This window comes from Desulfosediminicola ganghwensis, from assembly GCF_005116675.2.
GTDB lineage: Bacteria > Desulfobacterota > Desulfobulbia > Desulfobulbales > Desulfocapsaceae > Desulfopila > Desulfopila ganghwensis.
Window position 1 is genome coordinate 5,088,883 of the sequence record NZ_CP050699.1, and the last position, 12,547, is coordinate 5,101,429.

General features: G+C 48.5%; 10 protein-coding genes. All 10 read right to left on the bottom strand.

Annotation, left to right across the window (positions count from 1 at the left end):
• Positions 1 to 19: 19 nt before the first annotated feature.
• Entirely contained in the window at positions 20 to 2,281 is a 2,262-nt protein-coding gene (locus FCL45_RS22010; protein ID WP_136798098.1) for an FAD-dependent oxidoreductase, read from the bottom strand.
• 6 nt (positions 2,282 to 2,287) lie between these two features.
• The gene (locus tag FCL45_RS22015; protein ID WP_136798099.1) at positions 2,288 to 3,547 is read right to left on the bottom strand and encodes an NAD(P)-binding protein; all 1,260 of its coding nucleotides are present in this window, start codon (positions 3,545 to 3,547) and stop codon (positions 2,288 to 2,290) included.
• A gap of 292 nt (positions 3,548 to 3,839) precedes the next feature.
• Positions 3,840 to 5,858: an adenylyl-sulfate reductase subunit alpha gene (gene aprA, locus FCL45_RS22020; RefSeq protein ID WP_136798100.1), complete on the bottom strand. Its 2,019-nt coding sequence runs from the start codon at positions 5,856 to 5,858 to the stop codon at positions 3,840 to 3,842.
• Positions 5,859 to 5,918: 60 nt separating this feature from the next.
• Positions 5,919 to 6,335: an adenylyl-sulfate reductase subunit beta gene (gene aprB, locus FCL45_RS22025; RefSeq protein ID WP_136798101.1), complete on the bottom strand. Its 417-nt coding sequence runs from the start codon at positions 6,333 to 6,335 to the stop codon at positions 5,919 to 5,921.
• A gap of 300 nt (positions 6,336 to 6,635) precedes the next feature.
• Positions 6,636 to 8,771, bottom strand: a complete 2,136-nt coding sequence (locus FCL45_RS22030; RefSeq protein WP_136798102.1) for a DNA translocase FtsK — start codon at positions 8,769 to 8,771, stop codon at positions 6,636 to 6,638.
• Positions 8,772 to 8,889: 118 nt separating this feature from the next.
• The gene (gene nusB, locus FCL45_RS22035; protein ID WP_136798103.1) at positions 8,890 to 9,315 is read right to left on the bottom strand and encodes a transcription antitermination factor NusB; all 426 of its coding nucleotides are present in this window, start codon (positions 9,313 to 9,315) and stop codon (positions 8,890 to 8,892) included.
• 147 nt (positions 9,316 to 9,462) lie between these two features.
• Positions 9,463 to 9,930, bottom strand: coding sequence for a 6,7-dimethyl-8-ribityllumazine synthase (gene ribH / locus FCL45_RS22040; protein ID WP_136798104.1), 468 nt, complete (start codon positions 9,928 to 9,930; stop codon positions 9,463 to 9,465).
• Between the two features lie 63 nt (positions 9,931 to 9,993).
• The gene (locus tag FCL45_RS22045; protein WP_136798105.1) at positions 9,994 to 11,202 is read right to left on the bottom strand and encodes a bifunctional 3,4-dihydroxy-2-butanone-4-phosphate synthase/GTP cyclohydrolase II; all 1,209 of its coding nucleotides are present in this window, start codon (positions 11,200 to 11,202) and stop codon (positions 9,994 to 9,996) included.
• Positions 11,203 to 11,250: 48 nt separating this feature from the next.
• Positions 11,251 to 11,916 carry a riboflavin synthase gene (locus FCL45_RS22050; RefSeq protein WP_136798106.1) on the bottom strand — a complete coding sequence of 222 codons (666 nt, stop codon included), beginning with the start codon at positions 11,914 to 11,916 and terminating at the stop codon, positions 11,251 to 11,253.
• Positions 11,917 to 11,937: 21 nt separating this feature from the next.
• On the bottom strand, positions 11,938 to 12,546 hold the full coding sequence (locus FCL45_RS22055; RefSeq protein WP_136798107.1) for a tetratricopeptide repeat protein: 609 nt from the start codon (positions 12,544 to 12,546) through the stop codon (positions 11,938 to 11,940).
• Position 12,547 lies beyond the last annotated feature (1 nt).

Sequence of the window (12,547 nt, forward strand, 5' to 3'; positions counted from 1 at the left end):
GTTCATGATATACAACAGGTTAGAAGCCTTTGAATGGGTTCGGACCCATTTCAACGATCTCTTCGACAAAATCGTTAATGATCTGCGGAATCTTGTCGTAATCAGTAATTGCAACCTGCTCAGCAGCACATCTCTCAGACTCAAGGCCGAGACTGGAGAGAGTGTCACCGATATTTTCCATACGCTTGGAAGCAATCTCGGAACCTTTAACAAAGTGACACTGATAATCGTCGCCATAAGTACAACCAAGCAGCATAGCACCGTCCATACCAGCAGACAGAGCATCACGGATCCAGGCCATATTCACAGAACCAAGACAGCGTACAGGAATGAATCGTACCATATGATTGAGACCATTACGCTTCATACCAGACATATCGAGTGCCGGGTAAGCGTCGTTTTCGCAAACAAAAACGACAATACGCAGTCTATCATCATCGTCCTCAGGTACTTCAATGGCCTTAACCATCGAACCAATCAGATCAATGTTGTAATCCTTAAATCCGATAATACGTTCCGGACATGCACCCATACAGGTACCACATCTACGACAACGGGTCGGGTTAGGCAGCGGAGTACCTTTTTCATCATCATCGAGAGCACCGAACGGACACTCCTCGGTACAACGCTTACACTGGGTACAACGCTGCATGAAAAATTCCGGGTAGGTTGCATCACCGGAACGAGGATGAACAGATACGCCGCGATCAGTTGACTCGAGGCACTGAACAGCTTTGAGTGCAGCACCGGTTGCATCATCAAGCGCTTCATCCATGGTCTCAGCCTTACGAACGCCACCACAGGCGTAAATACCTGTTCTTCGGGTCTCGTATGGGAAACAGATGAAATGAGAGTCAGCATAACCGTCGAACAGGTCGAGATCGTTAAAGGCTGGTCCCTGGCGATAAGCAAGATTAATGGTGTTCTCATGCAGGGTGGTTGGCTCCATACCTGCCGCAAGAACAACCATATCCACTTCAAGATCAAGGTTTTCGCCAAGCAGGGTATCTTCAACAGCCACAGTAACCTTGCCGCCGGCCTCGCCGACCTGCATCACGTTACCTTTGGTCATGAAAATACCATCGTTTAGCTGAGCAGCCTTGTAAAACAGTTCCATGGAACCTGGAGTACGCATATGCTGGTAAAGAATATATGCTTTACCTTCTGCATTATCCTGGCAGACATACTGAGCCTGCTTAAGAGCGACCATGGAGGTTACAGAGTTACAGTATGGAAAATCCTGATCATGGTCTTTTCCACCTGGACTCTGAACAAAGGCTACATTTGCAGGAACCTTTCCTTCTTTGGCAAGCTTCTCGAATTCGGCATTGGTTACAACATTAGGTATCTTGCCATGGCCGAGATGCTCATACTGGCTGACATCAGCAGGCTTCCAACCGGTGGCAAGTACAACTGCACCAACTTTGGTCGCGTTAGGATCGATCTCGGTATACTTCTGGAGACCTGCATTCGGGTCTTCCTTCTGACCTTTATCAATCAGTTCCTGCTCATCAACAGTTACCTTCGCAGGAGCATCCCACTCACCAGTTGTTCCGGCATCTTTAAAAGTAACGTTAAAATCACCAGGAGCACCAGAGATACGTGCCACCTCTGTTGCAGTCTTAACAGTTATCTTCTCGTTTGCCTCAATCTCTGCCAGCAGGGCGGCAACAGGATTCTCTTCGAGGTCAGTCCAGGGTGACTTGGAGGGGAAAGACTTTCTCCAGCCTTTCGCCTTACCGCCTGGCTCATCCTCTTTCTCAACTACCAGTACATCGTAACCGGCTGCGGCAGCCTCTTTTGCTGCAGTAAGACCGGAGATACCAGCACCCATGACCATAATGGTCTTGTTGATGGTCTCTAATTTAAATGCCTCTGCCAGTTCGGTCTTCTTGGCACGGGTACAAGCCATTCTCATGTAGTCAGAAGCGGTCTCCTGAAGAAACTCTGCTGCTTCTGCATGGGGCTCTTCACCTTCAGCAGGTTTTACCTCAGACCAGATCACCTGCTCACGAAGGTTTGCACGAACAGTAATCTTATCATCACCGAAGTTGAACTCGTTCGTCATAACACGTGGAGAACAGGCACCTACAACTATGGTGTTAACACCGTCAGCGATATCAGTCTCGATGAACGCCCTGCCCTCTTTGCCACAGAGGTATGCATGGGTCTTGCACTCCATGGACATCTCACCGGATACAATCTCGGAAAGGGCCTCAATGTCGAGCGCATCTCCGATGCCACACCCGGTACAAATATATGCACAGTATTTTTTATCCATTGATCATTACCTCCTGGAAACCTGAATTGCCTTCAAGGCAGCGGCAGTGGAATTCTGAGTAGTTGTAACAACGTCTGCTGCTTTTTTAGCACAACCTGCAGCAATCATTGCCTTCTCTGCATCAGTGATTACGAAACCGTTGCTGTCCATCTGCAAGGCAACAGGTGCACCCTGTACATCAAGTGATGGCTGCATTCCGGTTGCCAGGACTGCCAGATCGACCTTCTGGGAGATCTTCTCCATGGTAACAGCGTTTTCTGCGATAAGAGTTACACCGCCATCTTCCTCGATCAGAATATCTGCAACCTTGCCTTTAATAAACTCGGCGTTTGCATCATTCATACGGGCTTCACGGAATTTCTCGTATTTTCCTGGGGTACGCAGATCTATATAGAAAACATAGATTTTGGCATCAGGATACTGCTCACGGACGTAGGACATCTGCTTGAAAGTTGCCATACAACAGATGTGCGAGCAGTACTCGAGATGATTTTCATCACGGGAGCCAGCACACTGAACAAAACCAATAGACTCGATTTCCTTGTTGTCGCCAGGACGGAGGATCTTACCCTCGGTAGGACCGTTCGGAGCAGCAAGACGCTCCATCATCATATTGGTGATGATGGCATCAGACTGGCCAAACTTGAGGTTCTCCATCTTAGTTGCATCATATGGTTCCCAGCCTGTGGCCCAGATAATCGAGCCAACGTTGACTGTTACTGTCTCGGACTGCATATCGAGGTCAACAGCATCATATTTGCAAGCAGCCTTAACCGCCTCTGCACCCTCGGCAGAAAGAGCGTCTTTGGCAATAACATAACGACGTGGAAACGCCATAGCGTGCGGAAGATAAGCAGCTTTCGTCTTGCCAAGACCAAAATTGAAATCACTGTCGATCTCATCAGGGCAGGCAACAGCACAGTCACCGCAAGCGGTACAATTGCTGTTTACGTAACGTGGGCTGATTTCCAGTGTAACTTCATAATTGCCAGGGCCACCGGTGACTTCTTTCACGGTGGTCATGGAATATGTACGGATCTTACGGTTGTCTTTAATCCGCCGGAAGTTGATTTCGAGTCCACAACTAGGTGGACACATCTTCGGAAAATACTCATTCAGCTGGGCTACCCGACCACCAAAGGTTGGGCTCTTTTCGACCAGGAATACGTCGTTTCCGACTTCGGCGGTCTCAAGGGCAGCTGTGAGGCCACTGATTCCTCCGCCTACGACCAATACTGCACCATTGGTGCCATGCTCGTCAGTCATACCTTTCCTCCATAATTACTCTTAAAAAAATATATTGACCATTGGCATGGTTAACTGATCTGCGACGAACATCTCTGTAAACCAACACCAATTAATGGACTAAGATCCCTAGATAACATATTTTTAATACCGATGAAAACTTTTTTAGCTTAGGCTGGACAAAGTTTACCAAACTCTTTACCCGGCATACGCCAAAAAGGGTCTCCTTATAACAAAAAATCTCCAGGAGCCGGCTGACCCCTGGAGATTTTAGTACTACTTCACATCTAACCTAACACTTTGGGTCCATCAATTAGATCCAAGGTTCGGTCTCAACGATGTTGATAACCTCAACCTTCTCACAGAGCCACTCTTTGGTCTCTGGGTTGAAGGTGGAGTTAACGAAGCACTTCCAGTTCTCGTCATCACAGGTCGGGAAATCAGATCTGTAGTAGAATCCTGGGTAACGGGACTCTTTACGGAACTCGATGTGACGGATATGGGTCTCAACACACCAGATGCGGTGATAGTTCTCCCAAGCTCTCATCAGCTCATGGAGGTCACCAGCGCCCATCTTCTCAGCATCTTCACGAAGCATCTGGAGGAGATCCAGACAGATGTTCAGAAGTTTACCAGAAGTCATGTAGTAGGTAGCAACACCACCACCGTACTCATCGGTAGCCTTCATGAGACGCATCATCATACCAGCAGGCTTGCAGTAGTTCGGATTCACATCTTCAGCGGTAGATGCATCCTTGAACTCGTTGTAGCGCTTAACTGGAGCGTAGATCTCATCAGCAAGCTCCTGAGGAGTCTGCATGAGCTCTGGGGTGAAGTCAGCATTGTCGCGGCAGAATTTAACCATCTGCTTAGCAGCAATACGACCCTCAGCATGGGAACCGGAGGAGAACTTATGACCGGAAGCACCAACACCATCACCAGCGGTGAACAGACCGTCAACGGTGGTCATACGGTTGTAGCCCCACTTGTACTTGTGAGCACGGGAGTCATTCTGTACATCTGGTACCCACTCTTCTTCCGGACCAGAGGTCCAGATACCACAACAACCGGAGTGAGATCCAAGCATGTATGGTTCGGTTGGCATAATCTCAGAACCTACTTTCTCAGGCTCGATGTTCATACCAGCCCAGAGACCTGCCTGACCAACGGACATATCCAGGAAGTCTTCCCACGCCTCAGACTCGAGGTGTTTCCAGAACTTCTTGAGGGACTTCTCATCCATACCTGCTTCTTTACGCTCGTCAAGGAAAGCGTTAAGAGCAACGTCGGTAGCCATGTAGATAGGACCACGGCCTTCTTTCAGCTCGTTGATCATCAAGTGGTTACGCAGACAGGTCGGGGTAACCGCAGACTGACCGTAAGGCATGAACTTGGAAAGCTCTTCTTTAGCAGCATCGCCCATTGCGTAGAACTCGCCCAGACCGTTAGCAACTTTCGCTTTGAACAGAAGGAACCAAGCACCAACAGGACCGTAACCATCTTTGAAACGGGCTGGGGTGAAACGGTTTTCCATCATGGTCAGGGTAGCACCAACCTGAGCACACATGGTGTAGGTGGAACCTGCGTTCCATACTGGGTACCATGCACGTCCTTTACCCTCACCGGTAGAACGTGGGCGGAAAATGTTAACCGCACCACCACAAGCTACCATTGCAGTTTTGCAACGGAAAACGTGTACTTTGTTCTCACGGGTGGAGAAACCTACCGCACCAGCGATCTGGTTTGGCTTGTTCTTGTCAAGCAACATCTTAACGATGAATACACGCTCAAGGATGTTGTCTGCGCCAAGTGCGGTTGCTGCAGGCTCTGCAACGATACACTTGTAAGACTCACCGTTGATCATGATCTGCCATTTACCGGTACGCACAGGCTGTCCGCCTTCACGCAGGGTTGGAGCAGGCTTGGAACCGTCGAGGTTCTCGCCGTCAGCATCTTTCTTCCATACTGGCAGACCCCACTCCTCGAACAGTTTAACAGACTCATCTACGTGACGACCGCAGTCGTAAATAAGATCTTCACGTACAACGCCCATCAGATCGTTACGAACCATTTTTACGTAGTTCTCGATCGGATTCTCACCAATGTAGGTGTTAATAGCAGAAAGACCCTGGGCAACAGCACCAGAACGCTCGAGGGAAGCTTTATCCACGAGCATGATTTTCATATCTTCAGGAGCCCACTTCTTGATCTCGAAAGCGGTTCCACAAGCAGCCATACCACCACCGACGATGAGAACATCAACATCATGCTCTACTACCTCAGGATCGACAACTGCAAGCAACTCACCTTTGGGTTTATTTGGTAATGCCATATTTTAATCTCCTTATATCTATCAAAGATTTTGCGTTCTAGTTTAGATTCCGGTTCCCGATTACTTAGGAGTCGGGAGATCGCTTTCGAGAAGGAGACACTCGTCATCGAGGTTCGCACCTGTCTCGCCAACGTATGCGTTAGCAGCACCCTCAGCGGTGGTACGCACTGGGAATTTGAAACGCTTCATTGCGCCGTTACGGAATTTAACGGTCCACATGATGGAATCTGCACTACGCATTGGGTGAACCTGGCCGCCCATAGGTACGAAGTCATCGTAACCACGAACGAAAATAGCACCCTGCGGGCAAATCTTGACACAGGAGTAGCACTCCCAGCATGCATCCGGTTCCTGATTGTAGGCTTTCATTTCGCCTTTTTCGAGTACCATCAGGTCGTTCGGACAGATGTACATGCATGCGGTCTTGTCTCCACCCTTGCAGCCATCACACTTGGAAGGATCTACATAACTTGGCATTAAACTACCTCCTCAGTTAGTTTTAAACAATGTGGTCCCGACAAATTCAGGACCAGCTAAACCTATACTCTTGTACTGCAAAATAAAACATCTAAACTCAACCCCGCTAAGCCTATTGAGGCCGTACTGCCGTGAACATCCTCAAGAAACTTACGCGGTTTTAGTTACCAGATGAACAGATTATAAACCCACGTAAAACCAATAAGAAACTACTGAACGGTCCCTCATTTATTTAACGAATTTTTTTTATAATTGGTTGCCATACTATTGTCAAGAGAATTCACACTAAAGCTTACTATGTCACGAGTAGCTTTTACGTGCAAGTACCTCCCTTGGTTTCGCACCATCCGCAGGCCCTACCAACCCTTCCTTTTCCATGGTCTCAATCATTCTTGCGGCCCTGTTGTAGCCAACCCGTAACCTTCTCTGCAGGGAAGAAATTGAAGCCTGACCTGACTCCGTAATGAACTGGACAGCCTCATCATATCTTTCGTCATAATCCTCATCGCCATTCTCCCCGCCACCTGCCGATTCTTTTTCAATCTCCTCAATAATCGTGTCGTCATATGTCGACTCTCCCTGCTTTTTGAGAAACTCGACAATTTCAGAAGTTTCTTTCTCAGAGATATACGCGCCATGAATCCGCTGCAGACTCGAACCTCCCGGTGCAAGGTAAAGCATATCACCAGCACCAAGCAGATGTTCTGCCCCGCTGGTATCGAGAATAGTACGTGAGTCGATCTTGGAAGAAACCCGAAAGGAGATTCGAGTAGGGAAGTTTGCTTTGATTAGACCGGTCAAAACATCAACTGATGGCCTCTGGGTTGCAAGAATAAGGTGAATACCTGCGGCGCGAGCCATCTGGGCAAGCCTGGCAATAGCCGCTTCCACATCCTTGGATGCCACCATCATCAAATCGGCTAATTCATCTACAATCACAACAATATACGGCATTTTCTCCTCTGCCGTCTTGTTGTAAGAATCAAAGGATTTCACTTTTGCTTCTTCAAGCATCTTGTAGCGACGTTCCATCTCACGCACCGCCCAGTTCAATGCCCGGGAAGCAAGTTTGGGATCAACTACCACCGGGTGAAGCAGATGCGGAATGCCTTCATACCCTGACAGCTCAATGCGTTTAGGGTCAATCATCAAAAAGCGCACCTCATCAGGCGTCGCATTATATAATATTGAAGCTATTATGGTGTTGATTCCTACCGACTTTCCTGCTCCGGTTGCACCTGCAATAAGTAAATGCGGCATCTTTGCCAGATTGCCCACAGCTATATTACCGATCACATCAAGACCAAGTGCGATGGTGAGCTTTGAAGAGTTGCTTCTGTACTGTTTCGCACCAAGCAGATCACGGATATAGACTATTTGCCTGTTCTCGTTAGGAATCTCAATACCAAGAGCGGCTTTACCCGGAATGGAGCCGACCACACGCACCGATTTTGCTTTCAGCCCGAGGGCCAGGTCATCAGCAAGCCCGACAATTTTATTTATTTTGATACCAGGTGCCGGCGAAAATTCGTAGGTGGTAACAACCGGCCCCGGGGAAATGCCGACCACACTGCCGGAAACACCAAAATTCTTGAGCTTTTGTTCCAACTGTTTGGAGACCTTGTAATACACCTCATGATCAACCTTCTCCTGCTCCTGCTCGTTTTTGGCGAGCAGGGAGAGCGGTGGCAGTTTCCAGTCACCTCGAGCCAATTGGGTCATGGCAAATTCATCATCCTTTGCTGACTCAACAACCTTTTGTGGCAGTTCCTTGACCAAGGGTTTACTACTTGCCGGCAGTAACGCAGTTTCTATAACCGGTTTCGCATCACGTTCTGGCTTCAGAAGTTTTTGTTTGCCTCCAGCCCTGACAGGAACATGCTCTTTTTTCTTGCACGCATTCCAGACAAATCTGAATAAACTCCTGGCAGTAGCTCCAAGCAGCACCAACAATCGGTATGGTGAAAACTGGGTTGAAAGCATCAGTGACAGAAGGAAAATAAAAATCAAGACCAGCAAAGTCCCGCCATTTCCCATCAATGAGCTGGCGAGAGAGAAAAACGACCTACCGAGGAAACCTCCCCGTTCGATATAATCAGGCTCATAGAACGCTGTAGCAGAAAGCAGACCACAGAAGGATATAACTGCACCTGTGAGACCGAGAGTAACCTGGGGAAGGCGCTCAAAAGACATGCGCGGGCTGAAGAACAATGCCGAAAGCAGCAGGAGAAGAACGGCCAGAAGGTACCCACCCCAGCCGACAAAACCAAATAAAACCTGTGCTATGAGAAGACCTATCTCACCACACCAGCTGGAACCGGTATCAAGACTTGCTGAGAGAAGGCTCAGGAAAAGAAATAGAGAGGAAAATATGCCGAGAACAGCCACGAATTCCTGTTTGAATCCGGGGCGAGACTGCTCTTTGTTTTGAGTCATAATGTGCAGAATGCTCCTGAAGATACTGATTGATAACTATTAAAACAACCAAGCAAAGTAGTCGGAAATTACTAGAAATGCAAGGTCGCCAAGTTTCAAAGGATCTTCAGGAACTGCACTATGACCTGATTGAGGTTTTTACAGCGTCGAGGACACCATTAATAAAGGCCGGAGATTCATCACCGGCAAATCGCTTAGCGATTTCAACTGCCTCGTTTATTGCTACCTGATCGGGAATCTCATCAGCGGACATCATCTCAAATACGGCCAGACGCAGTATATTGCGATCTGTAGCCGCAATTCTGGCCAGCCGCCAGTTACTGGCTGCCTGCTCAATACAGGTATCAATTTCGATGCGGTCCCTCAGGATGCCCACAAGTAGCTGCTGCGCATACGGTCGTGCTTTCCTGTTCACCTGATACAAGGTACAGAAAGAATCAAACCGTTCTAAAAAGTTTTCTACCTGGTGACCTTCCTCCAGCATAAAGTCCTCTTGAAAGAGAAACTGCAGGGCGGCCTCACGGGCTTTTCGACGAACTCCCATAAAATATCAACTTAGTGTCTAAAATACCAGAACAGGAGGTCGAAATCAGATATCGACCAGACACCTTTCTTCAGACCTCCTGTACTAAAGATTACCGGAAGCAGTATTCCTGCCTCCGACTACTTCTCTATTCCTGCTTTGCGTATATCAGTCAATATTTTCAAGCAGGTTCGCCATCTCAATGGCAGCGATGGCAACCTCAGCACCCTTGTTACCGGCCTTGGTACCACTGCGTTCAATTGCCTGCTCAATAGTCTCGGTGGTAAGGACACCGAAAAGAACAGGGATGCCGCTTTCAAGACTCACCTGGGCAGTACCCTTGGATGCCTCATTGACAACCACGTCAAAATGAGGGGTCGCGCCACGGATAACGGCACCAAGAGTTATGATTGCGTCATACTTTTGTGTTCCTGCGAGCTTCTTGGCAGCAAGAGGAATCTCGAAAGCACCGGGTACCCGAACAACATCAATATCATTGTCCAGTGCACCGGAACGAACCAGGGAATCGATTGCGCCTTCAAGCAATTTATCGGCAACAAATGAGTTGAATCGCGCAACAATTATGCCGAATTTTTTGCCATCAGCTTTGAGGTTCCCCTCAATAAAATTAGCCATCTTTTCTCCTTAAACCATATCTATTCTCATAAAGCCTTACTGCTATCTGGGTAACAGTACGGCCTACTCTTCAACTTCGATAAGGTGCCCCATACGATCGCGCTTACAGACGAGGTAACCTTTGCTCTCATCGCCTGCGGCAATCTCAATAGGAAATCGGGCGACCACCTCGAGACCATACGCCTCAAGGCCAACAATCTTCTTCGGGTTGTTGGTCAAAAGCGCCATCCGGGTAATTCCGAGATCACGGAGAATCTGAGCACCGATACCGTAGTCACGCAGGTCGGCATCGAAACCAAGTTTGAGGTTCGCTTCAACAGTATCGAAACCTTCATCCTGGAGATTATACGCTTTCAACTTATTGACCAGCCCGATTCCACGCCCTTCCTGGCGCATGTACAGAACGACACCGGCACCTTCCTGATCGATCATCTGCATGGCTGCACTCAGCTGAAGACCACAGTCGCAGCGGGAAGAACCGAACACATCTCCGGTAAGGCACTCTGAGTGGACACGTACCAGAACTTTATCCTGGTTACTGATATCACCTTTCACCAGTGCAAGATGCTCAAGCTCATCAACATCGTTGGTGTACACGATAGAACGGAACTCACCGGCATGCTCGGTCGGAATACGTGCTTCAACCTGCCTGTGTACCAAAACATCCTGCTTCAGGCGGTAGGCAACAAGATCAGCGATGGTCGCAATTTTCAGGTCGTGCTCTTCTGCAAATTTGACGAGGTCAGGCATGCGGGACATGGTCCCGTCATCATTCATGATCTCACAAATAACACCCGCGGTTCGCATTCCGGCAAGACGGGCGAGATCTACCGACCCTTCAGTCTGACCGGTACGAACCAGCACACCGCCTTTTTTAGCTCTTAGCGGGAAAATGTGGCCAGGGCTGATCAAATCACGGGGCTTTGCATCTGGCGCTACTGCCGCCTCGATGGTACGGGCACGGTCTGCGGCGGAAATACCAGTTGAAACTCCGGTACGGGCTTCGATGCTGATGGTAAAACCAGTTCCGTATGGTGACTTATTATTGGTGACCATCATCGGCAATTCGAGCTGGTCCACAATATCCGGACTCATGGTCAGACAGATCAGACCACGACCGTATTTGGCCATGAAGTTAATGTGCTCGGCGGTACACGCCTCGGCTGCCATACATAAATCACCCTCGTTTTCACGATCTTCATCGTCAACCAGAATGATCATCTTACCAGCTTTGATATCTTCAATTACTTCTTCTATAGGACTTACTGCCATAGCATTCACGAGTAAAAAGGTTAGTTCAATACCCGACTAAAGGGTGCTTTAGAGGAACCCATGTTCGGCTAGGAACCCCGGGGTTATATGAGCCTGCTCTTTCTGACCGTTGCCGGCAAGCCTTCCACCGGCGAGGAGCAGATTTTCTATATATTTACCGATCACATCCACCTCAATGTTTACACCATGGCCAGCTTTGAGCTGACCAAGGGTGGTAACCTTGAGGGTGTGTGGAATAATAGATACAGAAAAGGTACCGGGTGCGCAACTGTTAACAGTAAGACTAATACCGTCTATTGTTACGGAACCTTTCTCAATTATGTACTTCGAGTGAACTTCGGGCAAGGTGAAGGTGAAGATAGTGTAATCACCCACCGGTTCTATCCGTTTCACATCGGCCATGCAGTCTATATGACCCGAGACCAGATGGCCACCAAGCCGGTCTGAGAGTTTCAGAGCCCGCTCCATGTTGATGGAATCGCCTACGGTAAACTTCCCAAGCTTGGTACGGGAGAGCGTTTCCGGCGAGACATCTGCGGTGAAACGACGACCTGTAATATTATAGGCAGTAAGACATGCTCCCGAACACGCTATGGATTCGCCTTCCATTGGCTCATCCAGGTCAAAGCCTGCTTCGAGATCAAAAGCCACACCTCCGCCCACTGTTCTCCTGGCCAGTAATTTGCCGACGCCTTGTATTATTCCTGTGAACATATTATCCGGCCTGGACGGATGCTATGCACCCGCCTCCAATTCCTTAGCTTTCTGCTCGAATTCATCAGCAGTGGCTGCATGCTTGAAATTACGATGAATTGAAGCGATAGTCCTGTACGCATCAGCAGCCTTGGCTGGCTCCTCTGCCTCAATATAAATTCCGGCAAGAGTTTCGAGCAACTCGACACTGCCACGCGGATTATTGTTGTTCTGATGGGTATCGAGGATGTCGAAACACGCCTCCACAGCCTTACCATAGTTCTTCTGACCGCGATATACCTCTACAAATTTAGAAGAAAGCGCCATAAGACTCATGGGATCATCAAATTCAATACAGAGATCCCAGGCACGCTTGTAATGATTCTCTGCACCTGTGAAATCACCCTTGGCAAGACAGACATGCCCAAGCTGGTTAGCTGCATTGGCAATCCCGGTCTTATCTCCCTTTTCCTCGTAACCGAGAAGGGCATTATGCAGGGAAATTGCTGCCTGGGAAAGGTTACCGTTATCAAGAAAGCGCTTGCCTTCCTCATAATCGGCCTTTACTGGATCCGCAGGCTTTTTATTCTTATCATCACTATCACCGGTCATCGGACCGATGGAATTTAAATTCTGAATCGGATTACTCATT

Coding starts and splice junctions, on each gene's coding strand:
- FCL45_RS22010 (WP_136798098.1), bottom strand. CDS start 2,281: ATGGATAAAAAATACTGTGCATATATTTGTACCGGGTGTGGCATCGGA.
- FCL45_RS22015 (WP_136798099.1), bottom strand. CDS start 3,547: ATGACTGACGAGCATGGCACCAATGGTGCAGTATTGGTCGTAGGCGGA.
- aprA (WP_136798100.1), bottom strand. CDS start 5,858: ATGGCATTACCAAATAAACCCAAAGGTGAGTTGCTTGCAGTTGTCGAT.
- aprB (WP_136798101.1), bottom strand. CDS start 6,335: ATGCCAAGTTATGTAGATCCTTCCAAGTGTGATGGCTGCAAGGGTGGA.
- FCL45_RS22030 (WP_136798102.1), bottom strand. CDS start 8,771: ATGACTCAAAACAAAGAGCAGTCTCGCCCCGGATTCAAACAGGAATTC.
- nusB (WP_136798103.1), bottom strand. CDS start 9,315: ATGGGAGTTCGTCGAAAAGCCCGTGAGGCCGCCCTGCAGTTTCTCTTT.
- ribH (WP_136798104.1), bottom strand. CDS start 9,930: ATGGCTAATTTTATTGAGGGGAACCTCAAAGCTGATGGCAAAAAATTC.
- FCL45_RS22045 (WP_136798105.1), bottom strand. CDS start 11,202: ATGGCAGTAAGTCCTATAGAAGAAGTAATTGAAGATATCAAAGCTGGT.
- FCL45_RS22050 (WP_136798106.1), bottom strand. CDS start 11,916: ATGTTCACAGGAATAATACAAGGCGTCGGCAAATTACTGGCCAGGAGA.
- FCL45_RS22055 (WP_136798107.1), bottom strand. CDS start 12,546: ATGAGTAATCCGATTCAGAATTTAAATTCCATCGGTCCGATGACCGGT.